16 protein-coding genes are annotated in these 18,718 nt (G+C 68.3%); 12 read left to right on the plus strand and 4 right to left on the minus strand.

Features of this window, described 5'->3' with window-relative positions; translation table 11 throughout:
- Positions 1 to 42 precede the first annotated feature (42 nt).
- The 7 genes from ACP26O_RS32545 to ACP26O_RS32575 all read left to right on the plus strand — a co-directional run bounded on the left by ACP26O_RS32545 (position 43) and on the right by ACP26O_RS32575 (position 8,485).
- Positions 43 to 1,836, plus strand: a complete 1,794-nt coding sequence (locus ACP26O_RS32545) for a hypothetical protein (protein ID WP_175665771.1) — start codon at positions 43 to 45, stop codon at positions 1,834 to 1,836.
- A gap of 50 nt (positions 1,837 to 1,886) precedes the next feature.
- Positions 1,887 to 2,939: a hypothetical protein gene (locus tag ACP26O_RS32550; RefSeq protein ID WP_006755477.1), complete on the plus strand. Its 1,053-nt coding sequence runs from the start codon at positions 1,887 to 1,889 to the stop codon at positions 2,937 to 2,939.
- Positions 2,940 to 2,972: 33 nt separating this feature from the next.
- On the plus strand, positions 2,973 to 4,355 hold the full coding sequence (locus ACP26O_RS32555) for a hypothetical protein (protein ID WP_244099038.1): 1,383 nt from the start codon (positions 2,973 to 2,975) through the stop codon (positions 4,353 to 4,355).
- Between the two features lie 3 nt (positions 4,356 to 4,358).
- Positions 4,359 to 5,660 carry a hypothetical protein gene (locus tag ACP26O_RS32560; RefSeq protein WP_175661640.1) on the plus strand — a complete coding sequence of 434 codons (1,302 nt, stop codon included), beginning with the start codon at positions 4,359 to 4,361 and terminating at the stop codon, positions 5,658 to 5,660.
- A 3-nt stretch (positions 5,661 to 5,663) separates the two neighbouring features.
- Positions 5,664 to 6,659: a hypothetical protein gene (locus ACP26O_RS32565; protein WP_175661639.1), complete on the plus strand. Its 996-nt coding sequence runs from the start codon at positions 5,664 to 5,666 to the stop codon at positions 6,657 to 6,659.
- Positions 6,660 to 6,793: 134 nt separating this feature from the next.
- Positions 6,794 to 8,254 (plus strand): hypothetical protein, encoded by a 1,461-nt coding sequence (locus ACP26O_RS32570; RefSeq protein ID WP_175665770.1) that lies wholly within the window; start codon positions 6,794 to 6,796, stop codon positions 8,252 to 8,254.
- 96 nt (positions 8,255 to 8,350) lie between these two features.
- A complete protein-coding gene (locus ACP26O_RS32575) occupies positions 8,351 to 8,485 on the plus strand; it encodes a helix-turn-helix domain-containing protein (protein WP_208446600.1) in 135 nt (44 codons plus the stop codon).
- Positions 8,486 to 8,552: 67 nt separating this feature from the next.
- Here the strand turns inward: ACP26O_RS32575 and ACP26O_RS32580 are convergent, their stop codons facing one another.
- Together ACP26O_RS32580 and ACP26O_RS32585 are read right to left on the minus strand one after the other, a co-directional pair.
- The gene (locus tag ACP26O_RS32580; protein ID WP_175665769.1) at positions 8,553 to 9,287 is read right to left on the minus strand and encodes an ABC transporter substrate-binding protein; all 735 of its coding nucleotides are present in this window, start codon (positions 9,285 to 9,287) and stop codon (positions 8,553 to 8,555) included.
- Positions 9,288 to 9,390: 103 nt separating this feature from the next.
- On the minus strand, positions 9,391 to 9,684 hold the full coding sequence (locus tag ACP26O_RS32585; protein ID WP_006753336.1) for an antibiotic biosynthesis monooxygenase family protein: 294 nt from the start codon (positions 9,682 to 9,684) through the stop codon (positions 9,391 to 9,393).
- 162 nt (positions 9,685 to 9,846) lie between these two features.
- Here ACP26O_RS32585 and ACP26O_RS32590 point away from each other — a divergent pair, with 162 nt between their 5' ends.
- The 3 genes from ACP26O_RS32590 (at position 9,847) to ACP26O_RS32600 (ending at position 13,839) form a co-directional block, all read left to right on the plus strand.
- The gene (locus ACP26O_RS32590; RefSeq protein WP_244099037.1) at positions 9,847 to 10,455 is read left to right on the plus strand and encodes a tetratricopeptide repeat protein; all 609 of its coding nucleotides are present in this window, start codon (positions 9,847 to 9,849) and stop codon (positions 10,453 to 10,455) included.
- Positions 10,456 to 10,560: 105 nt separating this feature from the next.
- Positions 10,561 to 11,970: an HD domain-containing phosphohydrolase gene (locus ACP26O_RS32595; protein WP_175665768.1), complete on the plus strand. Its 1,410-nt coding sequence runs from the start codon at positions 10,561 to 10,563 to the stop codon at positions 11,968 to 11,970.
- A 78-nt stretch (positions 11,971 to 12,048) separates the two neighbouring features.
- Complete coding sequence (locus ACP26O_RS32600; RefSeq protein ID WP_175665767.1) at positions 12,049 to 13,839, plus strand: histidine kinase; 1,791 nt, start codon at positions 12,049 to 12,051, stop codon at positions 13,837 to 13,839.
- Positions 13,840 to 13,863: 24 nt separating this feature from the next.
- Here ACP26O_RS32600 and ACP26O_RS32605 read toward each other — a convergent pair whose 3' ends face one another.
- Entirely contained in the window at positions 13,864 to 14,940 is a 1,077-nt protein-coding gene (locus ACP26O_RS32605; RefSeq protein WP_175665766.1) for an extracellular catalytic domain type 1 short-chain-length polyhydroxyalkanoate depolymerase, read from the minus strand.
- A gap of 350 nt (positions 14,941 to 15,290) precedes the next feature.
- Positions 15,291 to 16,199: a LysR family transcriptional regulator gene (locus ACP26O_RS32610; RefSeq protein ID WP_175665765.1), complete on the minus strand. Its 909-nt coding sequence runs from the start codon at positions 16,197 to 16,199 to the stop codon at positions 15,291 to 15,293.
- Positions 16,200 to 16,481: 282 nt separating this feature from the next.
- On the opposite strand from ACP26O_RS32610, the gene ACP26O_RS32615 reads away from it, so the two are divergent.
- Together ACP26O_RS32615 and ACP26O_RS32620 are read left to right on the plus strand one after the other, a co-directional pair.
- A complete protein-coding gene (locus ACP26O_RS32615) occupies positions 16,482 to 17,423 on the plus strand; it encodes a hydroxymethylglutaryl-CoA lyase (protein WP_175665764.1) in 942 nt (313 codons plus the stop codon).
- A 7-nt stretch (positions 17,424 to 17,430) separates the two neighbouring features.
- Positions 17,431 to 18,582 carry a CaiB/BaiF CoA transferase family protein gene (locus ACP26O_RS32620; protein ID WP_175665763.1) on the plus strand — a complete coding sequence of 384 codons (1,152 nt, stop codon included), beginning with the start codon at positions 17,431 to 17,433 and terminating at the stop codon, positions 18,580 to 18,582.
- Positions 18,583 to 18,718: the final 136 nt, after the last annotated feature.

Genomic DNA, 18,718 nt, shown 5'->3' on the forward strand with positions numbered 1-18,718 from the left:
CCGTTCACTCCCCGAACCGACCGGATTTCAAGGAGAAGTTAAATGTTTCAAGTCAATCATCAAGTCCGCTTCCTCGACCTCGTCGACCTCGAGACCCGGGCCCGCGACGGGCTGGTCGATATCGTCAACCGGCTCGAGTCACTGAAGCGGCCACCGGTCGCTGCCGAGCGGGAGCAGCTCGCGCTGTGCAAGGCCATCCTCGCGGCCGTGTACGACACGAAGTCGTCCGACGGCGTGGCGGAGGTATGCGATCCGCTGTTCGTCGCCACCCGCGAGCTGCTCGCCCGCAAGTCGCTGATCAACCCGCCGCTGCTTTCCGAGCTGAACGGCCAACTGGTGTTCGGCGCGGGCGACGCGGGCGACGCCAATGGCGCGAACGGCTCGGATACCGAGCCCGCGTCGATCACGCTCGTCGCGCTGGTGCTGGGCATCCTCGCGGTGGACGGGGCCACGCCGCCCCCCGTGAAGGTCGTGGACGGCAGGACCGTGCCGGACGACGCCAGCGGGTTGATGAACACGTTTACCCGCCAGTTCTTCGCGGCGGTGGGCGAAGCCAATTCGTACGGGGCGCTCGCGCAGCGGGTGCTGGCGCTGCTGTGCATCGAGGGCGATCCCGACGGCCGCGGCGGCGAGAAGCCGGGCGTGGTCACCACCGAATTCGCGCGCGTGATGCGCGGCCTGCAGGCCCGCAAGATCCAGGCCGACGAGCCGCAATTGCGCCGCCGCATCAACGAGGAGCTGAACACGGTCCAGAACATCGGCGGCGAGAACGCGATCGCCGATCTCGGCATCGACCTTCCGAACCTCGAGGATCTGGAGGACGCGAATATCGTCGCCGACAACGTGCGCGTGATGGGCCCGATGATCGTCGCCGCGATGTTCGACGAGCTCAAGGTGTTCCAGGTCGTCGACCGTATCGTCGAGCAGTTCCAGCACGGCACGCTGCCGATCGGCCCGGGCAACGCCGGCAAGCTGCTCTATCGCTACTGGCGCGAAACGCCGAACCGCATCTCCGAGCAGGAGCGCAAGAACTTCGCGGCCATCACGCTCGGCGTGCCGGGCGGCGATCCGAACACCGCGGGCAACCGCGAGTTCAACGACCTGTGGATCCGCTTCGTGTCGTCGGTTTCGTCGTTCGTGCGCCAGACCGAAGTCGACTCGTTGCTGCGCGCGAGCGTGCCGAACCCGATCAACCACCAGCAAGTGCGCAAGGCCGCCCGGGATCTCGCCGGCAACCTTTCGCTGCACGGCTACGGCATGGCGCATTACGCCGCGCGCGAGATCCAGTCGCAGGTCAAGTTCATGATCGATCTGCTGCAGGATCCCGAGATCCGCGGCTGCTACGGCGCCAAGGACATGTGGCAGGTGATCGACCAGGTCGCGACCTACGATCTCGGCGGCGCGCGCACCAGCTCGCGCTATCGCACGCTGGCGACCTGCGGCACGATCATCACCGCGTGGCTGGCCAACAACGTGGATCGCGTCAACAAGGCGACCGGCCCGCTGCTCAGCATCGACCAGATCGCCAATCCCGACGTCTCGTCGAACCACAAGTCGACCGTCGACCCCACCGACTATGACCTGGTCAACGCGTGCGAGCTGTGGCTGGCGGATACCGCGACCACCGATACGCAGATCGAGCAGTTCTCGCAGCCGCGCGAGGCGCCGCAGATGACGTCGAAGCCGGTGCCGATCCCGGCGATGGCGCGCGAGATGCTGGATGGCGTCGGCGATATCGGCGCCGGCATCGGCCTCGGCGCGGGCGTACCGGTGAAGGCGGGTTACGGCGTCGGCGCGCACAACGGCGCGAGCTACTACTCGAACCGCCCGAACTGAACCGGCGTTGCGTGCGCTGCGCCATTCCCGAACCCTGCCGGAGCCGAGCCATGCCCCTGACCTCATTCCGCGAGCCGGTCGTCGCCCGGGTCGAACGCCGCCTGAAAAGCGCCGCGCGAAGCCTCGGCACCGCCGATCCCTTCGCGCCGTCGCGCGACCTGTTCCTGCGTACCTTCGGCGACGGCGCCGACGATCTGCGGTTCCGCGACAACGCGCTGATGCCGATGGCGGTACCGTTCGAACCCAGCTTCTCGGAAAGCCAGCCGGGCAAGCTGCGCTTCACGATCGAGCCGTTGCCGCCGGAGGCGTCCGCGATCGACCGGCGCGACGAGTCGACGCGCGAAATGCGCAAGCTCATCCGCGACTTCATCGGCCGCGAAGCGCTGCACTGGTTCGACCAGGCGAGCGAGCCGTTCCGGGGCTTCGCCCGGCCGGGCGGCAACCTCGACTATGGCGCGTTCTTCGGCTCCAGCTATGATCGCGACGGGCTCTACGCGTCCAAGGTGTACTACGAGCTGCCCGGCGACGCCGGCACGATCGAGAACCTGCCCCGCGACCTGGCCGGCGTCGTCCAGGCCGCGCTGCGGATGGTGCCCGGGCTCAAGCCGCTCTTCACCACGATGGCTGCCCAGCGCGACCTCGGCGGCCAGCGGCTCACGTTCGCGTGCACCCAGGCACTGCGGCTCGCCGATCTGCAGCCGGTCATGGATGTGCTTGGCATCGGTCATCGCCTGCCCGGCATCATGCAGCTCGTGGGGCTGGTGCTCGGCGGGCGGTTCGATCTGCCGCCGCACGGTGCGCTGCTCGCGTTCGGGCTCGGACCGGACGGGCCGGATCTCGAACTCTACGTGCTGCTGTCGGCGATCCCCGACGTGCCGCCGGCGTTCCTCAGCCTGCTGACGATGGGGCTCGCCGAGCGGCCACGCGGGCTGCACGCGCTCGAGCGATGGATGGGCGCGTTCACGCCGGAGGACGCGCACTGGCCGGGCCGCTTCTCGATCGTCAGCCTGCGCACGGACGCGGCCAGCCCGGCGCGGGTGAGTCTTTACCTGCGCCCCATCGAGTTCGAACTGCCGGTGGACGTGCCTGCCCAGGCCCACTGAATCGCTTCGTCACGCGTTTCCCGCGAGGTCGCCATGTTCCCGCAAGCTGCCCGTCACACGCCGATCGCGCCGCCGCCGCGCGCCGCCGCGGCCGCCCCGCGTCACACGCCGCCGGTGCCGGCCGACGCAGTGCGCCACGGCGTCGCGCAGATGCTGACCCGATCGCAGGCCTTCAACGCGATGCCCGACGCCGATCGCCGCGACATCGCCCGCAACACCGCGCTGATCGCCGACTATCTGGCGCGACCGGAGGGGTTCGCCGGTCACGAACTTCCGGGCGGCCTGGCCACCGCGCCGGCGCGCGCGCTGGACGACACCGATCATGCGGCGCACGAGGCGGATTTCAACACGCACAAACAGGCCGTCGACAGCATCGGCAAGTCCAAATTCAACGCGGCGGCCGCGCACGAGGGCGCCGCGGTCGCGGGCGAATTGCTGAACCAGGTCAAGTTTCCGACCTTCGTTGCCAGCCTGATCAGCGGCGTGTTCCAGTCGATCACGCACAGCTCGATCGAGCAGATGAAGGCGTATCAGGAAATGATCGCGCAGGTCGCGAAATCGCTCGGCCAGTTCGCCGACGAACACGTGACGGAGAACCAGGCGCGCGATCATATGGTCGGCCAGTTTCCCGACCTGTTCGAGATCGGCATGGACGACAGCGGCGATGCGCCGAGCCCGCGCGTGCAGGTGCGCGACGGGGTCGATCCGGACGAAGCGTCGAAGACCGTGCGCGCCCGCTTGCAGATGGGCGACGGCGACACCTTCGACCTGTCGGACGAGGCGTCCGAACTGGCCGTCGTCAACCGCTTCAAGATGCAGCTCGCCAAGCAGCGCCAGCAGATGCTGGCCTCGATCGTGCTGATGGGCATCAACCGCATCGTCGTCACCGACGGCAAGATCTCCGCGAAGATCATCTACGACGTGCGCGCGCAGGACACGCTTTCCAAGCAGCGCAGCGCCACCGCGGTCGACCTCGCCCGCGACAAGGACGGCAACGTGCAGACGACCTACGCCGGCAAGGGCACCTACGATCGCGGCGGCAAGTACGACTCCAGCAACGACAAGGACAACGGCCGCCAGTACAGCGCCGACTACTACGCGAAGGGCGACTACGAGTACGAGAACAAGCCGATCATCACCGCGTCGACTGCCGCGTCCGAAACCAGCAACTCGGCGATGCAGACCAAGATCCAGCTGTCCGGCGCGGTCGACGTCAACTTCAAGAGCGACTACCTGCCGCTCGACAAGATGGCGACGCCGCAGATGATCGCCACCATCACCGGCAACGCGACGCCGGCCGATCCCAACGTGCTGCCCAGTCCGAAAACGCCGCCGGCCGCCGTACCCGTCGCAGTGCCGGCTTCGGCTTCGGCTTCGGCCCCGGCCGCCGCGTCGGCTCCGGCCAAGGGAAACTGAGCCATGCGCCTGTCCGCTCCCCCCGACGCGCTTCACCCGCTACGGCCGCCCACGAGCGCCGCCGCGTTCGACGCGACGCGGCCCGAAGTGCGCCGCCTGCTGACCGCGATTCCGTCGTTCCTCGACCTGCCCGACGACGAGCGCCGCCGCATCGCCGCCGATACGGTGCGGGTGCTCGCCTATCTGGCCGATCCGAACGGCGTGCATGCCGAGATCGCCGAGCGCGAGGCGAACGGCGAACTGCCGCCCACGGGCCTCGCGCGCCCGATCGCATCGCCGCATCCGGTGCCGGCCGCGACGGCGCTGGCCGACGATCCGGTCACCGCGACCAAGCGCCAGCTCGCGCAGGACCCCGGCTTCGCCGGCAAGGACTTCCAGGCCGGCGCGGTCAAGCAGGGCGTCGAGCAGTTCGGCCAGATGGTGCAGAAGGTCGATTTCCCGAAATTCGTCGGCGGCCTCATCAAGAACGTGTTCCAGGCGATCGTCGAAAGCTCGATCGAGCAGATGCGTGCCTATGGCGAGCTGATCGCCAATGTCGCCAAGACCACCGGCCAGTTCATGAGCGACAACATCAGCGAGGGGGCCGGCCGCGACTATCTCGCCGATTCGTTCCCGGACGTGCTGTCGGTGCAGGCGCAGGACGGCGCCGGCGCGTTCGACGCGGACAGCGCCGGCGCGGCCGCCGCCGCGGCCCCGTCGCGGCTGGTGGCGCAGGGCGACGACGCGCAGCAGCGGCTGGCGGAGATCAGCCGGAACTACAACCTCGAACCGCCCGTGACCGACCTGTCCGACGACAAGTCCGAGCTGCGCCTCGTCACCGCGGCGCGCCTGCAGATGGCGAAGCAGCGCCAGCAGCTGCTGTCGTCGATGGTCATGCTCGGCATCAATCGCATCGTCGTCACCGACGGGTCGATCAACGCCAAGGTGGTGTTCGACATGCGCGCCAGCGACACCGCGAAACGCACCTATACCGCGTCGATGCACGACCGCGAGAGCCAGAAGTACAAGGAATCGCTCAGCGCCCATTACGGCAGCTGGTACACGCCGTATTCGGCCGACGCCGCCTTCGAGGGACAGCAGGAACACGTGGCCACCGTCGGGTCGGCACTCGACGACACCAGCGAATCCAGGGCCGAGGTGAAAGCGAAACTGTCGGGCGAGGTCCGCGTCAACTTCAAGAGCGACTACCTGCCGCTCGACAAGATGGCGACGCCCGAGATGATGTCGGTGATCCAGGGCAACTCGACGCCGTACAACCCCAACAAGCCGGCGCCCGCCGCCGGTTTGCCGGCCGGGCAGCACTGAATCATGGCGCGCATGCTCATCGCTCCGCTCGCGGATGCCGGGCTCGCGGCCGCCATCCGGTCGGGGGCGCGGCTCGTCGAGCGCGCGACTGCGCACGGCCTCGCGTTCGCGCTCGACGAGCTCGGCGACATCGCGATCCCCGATCCCGTCGCCGCACACGTCGACAAGGCGCAGCTGCGGGCGCTTGCGTCGCTCTATCTGGCGGGCGACCTCGAGTCCGCGGGCGTGATCCCCGCGGTCGAGACGCTCGCCGGCCTGTCCGCGAGCGGCGCCGTCGGCGTCGATCTCGGCGGCGCGCAGCCGCTCGTCGCCAACTGGTGGCGCCACCGCGCCGAGAAGCTGGCGGCCGGCGAGCGCGCGGCGTTCTATTCGCGGTTGTTCGGCACTGCGTACGGCCCCGCGGCGGCGGATGCCGAGCGCAACGTCCAGTTCGAGGAATGCATGCTCGTGCTTTGCGAGGCGCTCTACAAGCTCGACGAGGCGCCCGGTGCCGATCCGAGCGGAGAGCTCGGCCACCAGGCGCGAGTCCGCAACGCCGCGCGCGCGCTCGCGCAGAATCTCGGCGCCGCCTGTACCGGGGTGACCGCGTTCATGGCCGGCGAGATCGTCGGCATGCTCAGGGACGCGTTCGCGATCCTCGGCCATGCCGACCTGCGTCAAGGCTTCGCCGCGCGCGACATCTGGGGCGTGGTCGCCGGCATCGGCAGACTCTCGCGGCAGCCGCCGCGCCAGCCCGCCGCCTATGTCCGGCGCGGCAAAGCCGGGATGACCGTGATCGCGTGGCTGGCGGACGTCGCGGATGCGCTGGGCGGCCCGTCGCCGCTGGTGGCCCTCGACAACCCCGTGATCGCCTCCGCCGCCGACTGGATCGAGGCCACGCTCAGCCTCGGCGAGAAACCCGATGGCCAGGCGCCTTCCGTACCGGACGACGGTCGCGTCGTGCCGTCGGCTGCGCGTCCGGCCGTGCCGGCGAACGCGTGGGCCGCACTCGGACACTGACGTGAAGCCGCGTCGCTCAGGCCCTCGCGATGCGGGCGGCACAACCGGGGTGGCGAGGGCGGCGCATGCGCCGTCGCCCTCCCGGCAGCACGTCACGCGTCGCGGGACGCGCCCCGCGCGGCGGAGTCGCTGAGATGGCGGCTACCGCTTACCTCGCGCGTTCGCCGGTGCCGCGGCCCGACGTTCGTCACCGTGTCCGCGAACTGCTGTCCGGGCAGCAGGGCTTCGACGCGCTCGATCCGGCCACGCGCCGCGATCTCGCGTCCGGACTGGTACGGATCGGCTCGCTCGCGCTCGACCACGACGAGCTCGCGGCGCAACCTCGCACGCCGCTGGCCGTCGCGCAGAACGCGGGCTCGGATTATTCGGGCACCGCCATCGACCGGATGGCCGGCACCACCCGGGCGGTGCTCGACGCGGTGTCGTTTCCGCGCTTCGTGACCGAGCTGATCACGGGTGTCTTCAAGGCGATGAACGATTCGAACCAACAGCAGTTGACCGCGTTCGTCGACCTGATCCGCAATGTCGCGCAGACTACCGAAGGCTTCGCGGACAGCAATGTCGGCATCGCCGGCGCGCGGCAGTGGCTGGCCGAGCATTTCCCCACTGCCTACCAGGTCACCGGCGACGACGCGGCCGCGGACGACGCCGACGAACTCGCGGGCCTGCCGCCGGACGAGCGCCGCCAGCGCCAGCAGGAACTGCAGGCGGAGCGCGATGCCGCGACCCGGCTGGTGTTGCGCCCGGGCGCGACGCCGCCGGCCGAAGCGGCGCTGCGCAGTGCGCTGGGATTGGGGCCTGGCGATGGGGTTCCGGCATCCGATCCCGAGCGCCTGGTGCCGCTGGCGCAACAGGTGCTGGCCCGCAACCGCCAGCAGTTGCTCGCGACGATGGTGCAGATGGGATTGCAGCGCATCGTCATCGAGAGCGGGCGGCTCAACGCCGCGATGAATTTCCATATCGATGCGAGCAGCGCCGCCGCCAACGACCGCGGCTCGCAATTCGACACGCGCAACACGGTGGGCGTGAGCGGGGGAGCACGCTTCGGTCCTTGGGGCGCGGAGGCCAATGTGCAGAGCACGATCGGCTACGTGTCGACCGACCGCACCCAGACCACCGAGCGCTCGCACGCCGACGTCAACCTGAGCAGTGGCGTCGAACTGGTATTTCGTACGGATTACGTACCATTGAACCGGCTGGCGGGCGTGGGCGACATCGAACGCATCCGCGTCAACACGATCAATCCGGATGCCGAAGCAGCGCGCCTGTCCGCCGATCGCACCGCCCAGCGCGGCGCCGAGCAGGCCGACATGGCCGCTCGGCGGACCTCGCTGGACGGCGGGCTGCGCGCGCCGCCTGTCGCCGGTCCCGCGGCTTCGGGGTCCGCGGCTGCGGGTTCCGCGGCTTCGGGCGCGGCAGGTGGCGCTCACGCGAGCCAACCGGCATCGCCGCAGCCGAATCCGTTGCCCACACCCACGCCGCAGCCGCCGTCCGGGTCAGGCGCCGCGGCGTCTGCATCGCCCGCGCATGCCGTGACGACCGCACCGCGATCGCCTGCCGGCGCAACGTTGGCGGGGCACCGGCCGGCATCATGAACGCATGCGCCGGCGGGTGGTTTGCGGGTCCGGACATCGCGACCGCACCGTACGCGGCAGAGCCCGCGCGCGGTCGCCGCCGCGATGATCTCCCGCTTGCTGGATAGCCGCGCACCGATCGCCGATATCGCGAACCGCGTCGGCTATACGTCCGAGGCGGCGTTCAGCCGCGCGTTTCGCGGACGGTACGAGATGTCGCCGATGCAGTGGCGGCGAGCCAATACCGAATAGGTCCGCGTGATGCTTGGGGTGGGCGGCACCGATGCACGGTGAGACATCGGCGCCGTGGTTGCGTCCATCACGCCAGCGACGCGACCGACGCGCCCGTGATCCCGTGGCGCTTCAACGCATCCGCGACGAATCCCGACGCCTTCATCTCCTCGACGAACGCGCCGAGCAACGCGGCCGCAGCTTCGCCGCGGCTCTTCGGTACCCCCATCGCCTGGCGGATCACCATGAAGCGCTCGTCGAGCAGGCGCAGGCCCGGCGTCTTCGCGGCATCGGCTTCGAGTTGCTGCTTCACGCCCGCCGCCACTTCGAGCTGCTGTTCGACGAACGTCTGCACGACGGCCTGCGACGTCGGCGCGCGCACGATCTGCGCGGCTTTCAGCTCGCGCGTGAGGAACAGGTCGTACGCGCTGCCCTTGCCGACCGTCACGCGGTTGTGCGGCTGGTCGACGTCCGCATTGCCGCGGATCGGCGAATCGTCGCGCACGAGATAGAAGCCCTCGATCAGCACGTAGGGCGCGGTGAACGCGACCGTTTCGCCGCGCAGCGGATCGACCGCGAAGAAGCCGAAATCGGCGCGTTCTTCGGTCAGCGCCTGCACCGACTTGCCGGCGGTGTCGAACACCACGAGCTCGAGCTCGGCCGACAGCCGCTCGGCGAACGCGCGCGCGAGGTCGATCGATACGCCAAACGGCTCGCCGGTGGCCGGGTCGCGGTTCGCGAGGATCGGGTTGCCGAGATTGATCGACGCGCGCAACTTGCCGGTCGGCGTGAACGCGCTGAGGACGGAAGGGTCGATGGTCATGAAAGCCTCGCGGGGAATCGGTGCGCCGGTCGCACGGGCGCTCGGGGTTTCAGAATGGCACCGATGCGCGACAGCGCATCGAGCGTATGCGGCAGATGTGCGATTACTTGACCGCCACTTCCGTATGCACGACTTGCGGCGGGCTCTTGAAGAACGGCCCGGCCAACTGCCGCCATGCCTGGAAGTCGTCAGATTGCCGGAAATGCACCATGTGATCGTCCACGGTGTCCCACTTGACGACGAGCAGGTAACCGCCGCTGCGCTCGATCACGCGATGCAGCTCGGCGCCGCCGCAGCCGCGCGCCCGCGCGAACAGCGGGAGTGCCTGGCGAACCGCCGCCTCGAACGGCTCGGCCTGCGACGGGTCGATTTCGAGCGATGCCATTTCCAGAATCATGAATGCTCCATACAGGTTGAAAGATGCGAACGGATCGGGATGCAACGCGCGCCGCGCACGGCGCATCCGGCAACGATACCGTAATTCGGCATCCCGCTCGGCCGAGCCGCCTGATGGCGTACCGCAAGGCCGTCGCTCGCGACGAGGCGTTGCCGCGAGCACTTGACGCCGATCGGCCTGCTGCTTGCCGATCCGCACGAGGCGGCGGCTGACTTCATGAAGCTTCGCGTGCACAATGCGGTGCGGGGGAAGACGGGCGATTGCCGTGCGCGGTCCGGCATCGCGACCGCCCGCTTGCCACGCTGCATTCAATTCCGGAGAGAGGAGCTCGACATGGCAGAACTGGACGACGTGCTTTACGAGCAGATCGGCGCGCTGAGCGAGGCGGGCGATGCGTTGGTCGAAGACGGCGACTACGCAGGCGCGCTGGAAAAATACTGGCAAGCGTTCGACCTGCTTCCCGAACCCAGGACCAACTGGGAAGCCGGAACCTGGTTGATGGCAGCCATCGGCGACACGAATTTCCATCAAGCCGACTACGAGGCCGGACGCGACAATCTCGGCCATGCGATGCATTTCCCCGACGCGATCGGCAACCCGTTTCTGCATCTGAGGCTCGGCCAGTGCCAGTTCGAGCTCGGTAATCTCGACCGTGCGGCGGACGAATTGATGCGCGCCTACATGGGTGGCGGCCCGGAGCTGTTCGAGGACGAGGACGACAAATACCTGCGGTTCCTGGCCACGCGGGCGGAAGGGATCAAGGCGCCCTGACACGAACGTTCGCTCCGCGCACGGATCAGCGTTTTCCCGGATGTGGAAGCGGCGGCACAGGCCGATGTCACAGAGGTAGTGAAGACAATTGATCCGAGGCCAATTATGACGACATCCGCGATGAACGGAGCGAACGATGCACTACCTGAAACGATCGCCGAAGGCGCATCCGGCGACACCGCCGCTGCCGCGTCGATCCTGCTGGTCGACGATGAACCGAGCGTGCTGTCCGCGCTCAAGCGCGTGTTGCGGCCCGCGCGCTACGGCGTCCTGACCGCCGACAGCGGCGAAGCGGCGCTCGAGATCCTGGCGTCGACCGAAGTCGACCTGATCGTGTCCGACATGCGGATGCCGAACATGAGCGGCGCGGCGTTTCTGTCGCGCGCCCGCTCGCTGTACCCGGACACGATGCGCATCCTGCTGACCGGCTATTCCGACATCGCGTCGATCGTGGAGGCCGTCAACGAAGGCGGCGTGTACCGCTACCTGAACAAGCCGTGGGACGACCACGACCTGCTGATGACGATCGAGCAGGCGCTCGAGCAGCGGCGCTTGCGCGCCGAAGCCGCGCGGCTTGCCGCATTGACCGAAGCGCAAAACGAAACGCTGCGCCGCTTCAATACGGATCTCGAAACACAGGTGCGCGCGCGCACCGAGGAGCTCGCGCAGACCGTGCTGTTCCTCGAAGCGGCGCAGGCCGACCTGAAAAGCAGTTTCACCGCGATGGTCCAGGTGTGCGCAAGCATGATCGAGCTGCGCTGCGGGACCGCCGGCGGGCATGCGATGCGCGTCGGCGAAATCGCGCGGCATCTCGCGCTATCGGCCGGAATGAGCAATCTGCACGCGCAGGACGTCTATTTCGCGGGGCTGCTGCACGGCATCGGCAAGCTGTCGCTGCCCGACGAACTGCTGCACAAGCCGCTCGTGAAGATGACGACGGACGAGCACAGCCTGTTCCAGCAGCACCCGCTGCGCGCGCAGATGGTGCTCACGCCGGTCGCGCAGTTGCACAAGGTCGCGTCGATCGTGCTGCACCAGTACGAGCGATACAACGGGCGCGGCACACCGGACGGCCTGACGGGCGATGCGATTCCGCTCGGTTCGCGGATCGTCGCGATCGCGCGCGACTTCGAAGGGCTGCGCAACGGCGAGATCGGTGCGCCGCATTCGGTCGAGCAGGCGATCGACGTGCTGCACTCGCAGGCCGGCGTGCGTTACGACCCGCTGCTCGTCGCGCGCTTCATCGAACTGATGCGGCATCCGGCGAGCCTCGGCATCGCGACATCCGTCGCGGAGGTTCAGTCCGCGCAGCTGCGCGAAGGGATGCAACTCGCCGACGATCTGCGCACGCATCGCGGCGTGCTGCTGATGACGAAGGGCAGCGTGATGTCGGCGCACCAGATCGAGCTCGTGCGTCGCTTCGAGGCGCGCGAAGGGACATCGTTCGACATTCTGGTGCTGACCGGTGCCGCCGCGTCGAAGCAGGCGCCGACCGACGCCGCGCCGCCGGCCTGACGTCGCGTACCGCACGGCCGCGGCGCGCGATCGTCCGTGCGCCGCGGTAACGCGTTCCTCTCGACCGAGGGTTCGATCATGCATGGCAACTACGATCCGCTGCTTGTCCTGCTGTCGCTCGTCATCGCGACGCTGGCGTCCTATACGGCGCTCGACCTGGCCGCGTTCATTTCGCTGCTCGACAACCCGAAGCTCAAGCGCGCATGGCTGGGCGGCGGCGCGGCCGCGATGGGCACCGGCATCTGGTCGATGCATTTCGTCGGCATGCTGGCGCTGTCGCTGCCGATCCCGCTCGGCTATGCGTTGCCGGATACCGTCGCGTCGCTCGTCATCGCGGTGCTCGTGTCGTATTTCGCGCTGAACATCGTCACGCGTGCGCGGTTGAGCCGCCGGCGCCTGCTCGCGGGCGGCGCGCTGATGGGCGCCGGGATCGTCGGGATGCATTACACGGGGATGGCCGCGATGCGCATGGCGCCCGGCATTCGCTACGATTCCGTGCTGTTCGCGGCGTCGATCGGCATCGCGGTGATCGCGTCGACCGCCGCGCTCTGGATGGCGCAGGCGCTGCGCGTGCAACAGGCGCGCCATGCGACCGCGCTGCGCATCGGGGCGGCGCTGATCATGGGCATCGCCATCACGGGCATGCACTACACGGCGATGGCGGCCGCGCATTTCGCGCCGGATGCGCGATGCGGCGCGGCGAACGGGATCGATGGGCCGTGGCTTGCGACGACGATCGCGCTGTTCACGATGGCGACGCTGATCGTCACGCTGCTGGTGTCCCGTTTCGATGCGCGAACAACCTTTCTGCGCGGGATGACGGATACGCTCGAGCGGCTGGTGCGATTGCGGACCGCGGAACTCGAAACGGCGTTGCGACGCTACGAGCAGACGACCGCGATGCTGCAGCGCACCCGCGAAAACATGGCGACCGAGATCGACGAGCGCAAGGCGGCGCAGATCCGGCTCGAGCAGGAGAAGGACGAACAGCGGCGCCTGCTGCGGGCACTCGAGGAAACGCACGTGCAGCTGCTGCAATCGGAAAAACTCGCATCGATCGGCCAGCTCGCGGCCGGCGTCGCGCACGAGATCAACAATCCGGTCGGCTTCATCAGCGCGAACCTCAACACGCTGAAGACGTGGGTGCGCAGCCTGCTCGACGTGATCGCCGCGCACGAGGCCGCGCTGCCGCAGCTGGAACCCGCCCAACGCGACGCGCTGGCCGCGATGGGGCGCGCCACCGATCTGGACTACGTGCGCGACGAGATCGCGACGCTGATCGACGAGTCGATCGATGGCGCGCTGCGGGTGCGGCGGATCGTGCAGGACTTGCGCGATTTCTCGCGGCCGGGCAGCGGCGAATGGTGCGTGGGCGATATCCATGCGGGCCTCGAGAGCACGCTCAACGTCGTCCACAACGAACTGAAGTACAAGGCCGACATCGTGCGCGAGTATGGCGACGTGCCGCCCGTCGAATGCCTGCCGTCGCAATTGAACCAGGTGTTCATGAACCTGCTCGTCAACGCGGCGCATGCGATTCCCGAGCGCGGCGTGATCACGATCCGTACGTCGAGCGATGACGAACAGGTGTCGATCGCGATCAGCGACACCGGCACCGGCATGACGCCCGATATCGTGCGGCGGATCTTCGATCCGTTCTTCACGACGAAGCCGGTCGGGCAGGGCACGGGGCTCGGCTTGTCGGTGTCGCACGGCATCGTCGAGCGCCACCGCGGCACAATCGACGTGACGAGCGAGCCGGGGCGCGGCACGACCTTCCGCATTCGGTTGCCGATTCGGCGCGCAGAGGCGAGCGAGAGCGAGACCGTGAGCGTGAGCGAGACGGCGGCAGTCGGGCAGCGCGCGTGAGCGCGAGGCGGCGCAGCGTCGCCGTTACCGCTTGCGCCGCCGCCTTCGAAAGAAATTCCAGAACATCGCGGTCGCGTCCGGCCCCGTCGCGGAGTGGAAGGCTTCGCGCGGATCGCCGCCGCTCCACGCGTGCGCGAGGCGGCGAACGATGCAGACGCGGACGATCACCCGGCCGCCGCGCAGATAATCCGTGTAATCCGTGTCGTCATGCACGTAGGTGTGCCGCTCGCCGACGCGCAATTCACCGTGTTCGTCGACGAGTCGATTGATCCGCGCGAACGCGACGCCGAGCTGCAGCGCGTTTTGCTCGGCGACGACCGTGTCGAGTCCGCCATGCATGACGAGCGCGGGCATGCCCGGATACGCGCGCACGTCGACGCATGCGTCGACCACGTGTATCGGGTCGTCGCGCAGCCCGCGGCGCATCAGGCTCATCGCGGCCATCGTCGACAACGGCGGCGCGATGGCCGGGCCGGAATGCAGACCGACGGCCGCAAACAGCTCGGGATACGCGAGCGCCAGCTGCGCGGCCAGCCCGGCGCCGGCCGACATGCCGGCCAGATAGATCCGGTCGCGGTCGAACCCGCGCTCCCGCACGATCGCGTCGATCAGCGACGCGACCGCCGGAAGCTCCGATTGCGACGCATCGCCATGCCAGTTCCAGCAGCGATGCGCGTGCGCGGTCTTCGCCTGTTCGGGGAACAGCACGGCAAACCCGGCACGCTCCGCGACGCGGCATATGCGCGTGCCCGCTGCGAACGACTCGGCAGTCTGCTTGCAGCCGTGCAGCATGACGACGATCGGCATGCCGGCGGTCGTCACCGGGGCGGCGGGCAAGTACAGCGCGTAGGCAAGATGGTTGACGAGGCGACCGGCGGTCGGGCGCGCGGAATGAAACGAACGCAGCCAGGTGCCCGGTGCGTGGCGCGGCGACGGGTGGGCGGCCGGCGCCGGGGTGCGGGTGCGACGCGGGGTCCGTACCGTGGCAGGGCGCTTGACCGACGCCGCCGGTTTGGCTGTCTTGCGTTTCGGTCGCGTGCTCGTCGCGGCGGAAAACAGGTCGAATGGCCGTAGCCAGAGGCTGATTTTTTTCCTGGGCATGGACGAATCTCGTGCCGGCGGCGCGCGCCACAGCTTGCGGCGCAGCCGGCCGTCGGATGGAAGTCGAATGCGGGCAGAGCACGATTCGTGCTTGCGGGAAGCGGCCGCGTCGCAGCGGTCGCGCAGGGCCGAACACGAACGCGGGTGGCGAAGTAAATGCCATGCCACGCGACATCTTTACAGCCGGGGCGCGATTCGGACGGGCCACCCGGCATGCTAGCAGGCGTCGCCCGTATCGGGTGCGATGGTTTCATGACGGATCGGTGAATGCTTCGACCCTGTCGTTGGGGCTGGGCGTTGGTGCCGCTGCGCTGCGCGAGCCGATTGCCGACACGGCGCGGCGCGATACGTTACCGGCCGCCGACGGCGCGGTTCGCGAGATGGTCGACCATCCGCTGGGCGGCGGGCTGCAGCGTATCGAAGCGCTGGAAACACACGATGAAGCGACGCTTCGCCCATGAGTCGGTGAGCGGAATCATGTGCACGCCGAGCGACTGCCGGTAAGCCGCCGCGACTTCGACCGGAATGACGCTGATGCCCAGGCCCGCGGCCACGACGCGAAACGCCGCGTCGAAACTCGACACGATCACGCGATACGACACGGTCCGGCCGCGGTCCGCGGCGGCCCGCTTGAGCATCGTATGAACAGCGGTGGCCGGCGGCAAGCCGACGTGCTCGAATTCGAGCGTGTCGTCGAAGCCGATCAACCGACGGCCGGCGAGCGGATGCTCGGGATGCACGGCGAGCGCCAGCTGGTCGTGGCGATAGGACCGCTCCTGCAGCCCTTGCAGATCGACGTTGTCCCAGCACACGCCGAGCGCGGCAGCCCCTTCGCGCACCTGCCGGACAAGATCGCGCGACAGCCGCTCTTCCACGTCGACCTTGATGTTCCGGTTGGCGGGGTCTCGCATGAACGACGCGATGTCGTCCAGCAAGACTTCCGCGATCGCCGATGCCGACGCGCAGATGCTCACGCGCCCCTGCAACCCGTCGCCGATCGCGGTGACGTCGGCTGCGATCCGCTCCATCGTGAACAACATGCTGCGCGCATGCTCGAGCAGCGCGATGCCGGCCGGCGTGGGCGCGACGCCGCGTCGTGACCGCGTGAGCGCCGGCACGCCGAGATCGCTTTCGAGCTGCGCGATGCGCTTGCTGATCGCCGAAGGCTCGATGTGCGCTTCTTGCGCGGCACGCGCGATATTGCCGTGATCGCACACCGCCACGAACAGGCGCAGGGTCTTGAGGTCGATGTCGCGCATCGGTGCAGTCTCCGCGTGTCGAAACGTTCCGGGCCGGAATTTTTCCGGTCGATTCCGCCGGTTTCCGGGTTCTCCGGGAATGCCAGAAATTACCACGGCGACGCCGACGCGTCGCGCCGCCGGTATTGCTTTCGAAATGCCTTCATGGCGTGACGTGCAGGGATTCCGTTTCGGAACGATGTCGGTTCCAAACCGATGCTTTACGTTTTTTCGGGAATCTCTAAAGTGGGGCTATCGCCGGCGTGTAACGACCGGCCACCGATTGCGGAGACAGCCCACGCCATGCCTTCTTTTCCCACCCACGTCGTGATTCGCGAGGTCGGATTGCGCGACGGCCTGCAAAGCATCCAGGCCGTTCTGCCGACCGCGCGCAAGCTCGAATGGATCGCCGGCGCCTACGCGGCCGGCCAGCGCGAGATCGAAGTCGGCTCGTTCGTGCCGGCGCGGCTGCTGCCGCAACTGGCCGATACCGCCGAACTCGTCGCATACGCGAAAACGCTGCCGGGCCTCGCTGTGTCGGTGCTGGTGCCGAACCTGAAAGGCGCGCAGCGCGCGCTCGAAACCGGCGCCGACCTGCTGCTCGTGCCGTTGTCCGCGAGCCGCGAACATAGCCTCGCGAACCTGCGCAAGACGCCCGATGAAGTCGTCGCCGAAGTCGCGCGCATCCGCGCCGAGCGCGATGCCGCCGGGTCGACGACGCTGATCGAAGGCGGCATCGGCACGGCATTCGGCTGCACGATCCAGGGGCGCGTCGCACCGGACGAGGTCCTGCGCTGCATGCAGGCGCTGCTCGATGCGGGCGCGGATCGCGTCAGCATCGCCGATACGGTCGGCTACGCGGGGCCGGCCGCCGTGCGCGCGCTGTTCGAGCGGGCGCGTCGCGTCGCCGGCGAGCGCTTCTTTTGCGGTCACTTTCACGATACGCGCGGCCTCGCGCTTGCGAACGTCTATGCCGCGCTCGAAACCGGCGTCGCGCGTTTCGACGCGACACTCGCCGGCATCGGCGGCTGCCCGCACGCGCCGGGCGCAAGCGGCAATGCGGCGAGCGAAGACCTGGCGTTCATGCTCGCCGACATGGGTATCGATACCGGCATCGACCTGCCGGCGCTGCTGGCGCTGCGCGCCAAGGTCGCGCGCTGGCTCGACGGCGAATCGCTGCACGGCGCGCTGTGGCGGGCCGGCCTGCCGAAAACCCATCGCGCGTCGATCGCGCTCAATGCCTGAGGACTTCATGGAAACCAACGCAAGACTGCCGCTCGACGGCGTGCGCGTGATCGAATTCACGCACATGGTCATGGGGCCGACGTGCGGGATGATTCTCGCGGATCTCGGCGCGGAGGTCATCAAGATCGAGCCGCCCGGCGGCGACAAGACCCGCACGCTGCCGGGCCTCGGCATCGGCTTCTTCCGCACCTTCAACCGCAACAAGAAGAGCGTCGTCCTCGACATCAACACGCCGGAAGGCAAGGACGCGGCGGTCGAACTGATCGGCACCTGCGACGTGATGCTCGAGAATTTTCGTCCGGGCCTGATGACGAAACTTGGTCTGGACTACGATACGTTGTCGAAGGCATTCCCGCGGCTCGTCTATGTGTCGCACAAGGGCTTCCTGCCAGGGCCGTACGAGAAGCGGCTCGCGCTCGACGAAGTCGTGCAGATGATGGGCGGGCTGTCATACATGACGGGGCCGGTGGGCCGGCCGTTGCGCGCGGGAACGTCCGTCAACGACATCATGGGCGGCATGTTCGGTGCGATCGGCGTGCTCGCCGCGCTGCGCGAACGGGACGTCACCGGGCGCGGCCAGGAAGTGCAAAGCGCACTGTTCGAGAACTGCGTGTTCCTCTGCGCGCAGCACATGCAGCAGTATGCGATGACGCATGAAGCGCCGCCGCCGATGCCCGCGCGCGTGTCCGCCTGGAGCGTGTACGACGTGTTCACGCTTGCCGACGACGAGCAGCTATTCATCGGCGCCGTCAGCGACAAGCAGTTCATCACGCTGTGCGACGTGCTGGGCCGGCCGGATCTGCCCGCCGAGCCGCGCTTTGCCAGCAACGCGCTGCGGGTGGCGGTCCGGCCGGCGTTGCTCGATGTTCTTGGCGACATCCTGAAGGGGCACCGGATCGACGAACTGACGCCGAAGCTCGAAGCCGCGGGCATTCCGTATGCACCGATCGTGCGACCGGAGCAATTGCTCGACGATCCGCATCTGAAGGCGAGCGGCGGCCTCGTGCCGATGGAGGCCGACGACGGCACGATGACCGACGTCGTGCTGCTGCCGCTGACGATGGGCGGCCGCCGGCCGGGCGTCCGGCAGGCGCTGGCCCGGGTCGGCGAACACACGCACGAGATTCTTTCGCGGCTGACCGGACGCGCGGCCGCATGACCCGCTACCGCCTCGGCAGCGATCCGATCCGTCGAGGTGTCGCAGCACGAAACCGATGAGAACCATGCGCCGCGCATGACGTGCGCGGCGCGCAACACCGGCAGACGGACCACGATCGAACAACAAGGCCGTCGAC

The sequence above is a fragment of the Burkholderia sp. R-40 genome (assembly GCF_049942845.1).
GTDB classification, from domain to species: Bacteria; Pseudomonadota; Gammaproteobacteria; order Burkholderiales; family Burkholderiaceae; genus Burkholderia; species Burkholderia ambifaria.

Excerpts from the sequence above, each read along its gene's own strand:
- ACP26O_RS32560 (WP_175661640.1), top strand. The coding sequence starts at position 4,359 with ATGCGCCTGTCCGCTCCCCCCGACGCGCTTCACCCGCTACGGCCGCCC.
- ACP26O_RS32615 (WP_175665764.1), top strand. The coding sequence starts at position 16,482 with ATGCCTTCTTTTCCCACCCACGTCGTGATTCGCGAGGTCGGATTGCGC.
- ACP26O_RS32580 (WP_175665769.1), bottom strand. The coding sequence starts at position 9,287 with ATGACCATCGACCCTTCCGTCCTCAGCGCGTTCACGCCGACCGGCAAG.
- ACP26O_RS32610 (WP_175665765.1), bottom strand. The coding sequence starts at position 16,199 with ATGCGCGACATCGACCTCAAGACCCTGCGCCTGTTCGTGGCGGTGTGC.
- ACP26O_RS32600 (WP_175665767.1), top strand. The coding sequence starts at position 12,049 with ATGCATGGCAACTACGATCCGCTGCTTGTCCTGCTGTCGCTCGTCATC.
- ACP26O_RS32555 (WP_244099038.1), top strand. The coding sequence starts at position 2,973 with ATGTTCCCGCAAGCTGCCCGTCACACGCCGATCGCGCCGCCGCCGCGC.
- ACP26O_RS32605 (WP_175665766.1), bottom strand. The coding sequence starts at position 14,940 with ATGCCCAGGAAAAAAATCAGCCTCTGGCTACGGCCATTCGACCTGTTT.
- ACP26O_RS32550 (WP_006755477.1), top strand. The coding sequence starts at position 1,887 with ATGCCCCTGACCTCATTCCGCGAGCCGGTCGTCGCCCGGGTCGAACGC.
- ACP26O_RS32585 (WP_006753336.1), bottom strand. The coding sequence starts at position 9,684 with ATGATTCTGGAAATGGCATCGCTCGAAATCGACCCGTCGCAGGCCGAG.
- ACP26O_RS32570 (WP_175665770.1), top strand. The coding sequence starts at position 6,794 with ATGGCGGCTACCGCTTACCTCGCGCGTTCGCCGGTGCCGCGGCCCGAC.
- ACP26O_RS32545 (WP_175665771.1), top strand. The coding sequence starts at position 43 with ATGTTTCAAGTCAATCATCAAGTCCGCTTCCTCGACCTCGTCGACCTC.
- ACP26O_RS32565 (WP_175661639.1), top strand. The coding sequence starts at position 5,664 with ATGGCGCGCATGCTCATCGCTCCGCTCGCGGATGCCGGGCTCGCGGCC.
- ACP26O_RS32595 (WP_175665768.1), top strand. The coding sequence starts at position 10,561 with ATGACGACATCCGCGATGAACGGAGCGAACGATGCACTACCTGAAACG.
- ACP26O_RS32620 (WP_175665763.1), top strand. The coding sequence starts at position 17,431 with ATGGAAACCAACGCAAGACTGCCGCTCGACGGCGTGCGCGTGATCGAA.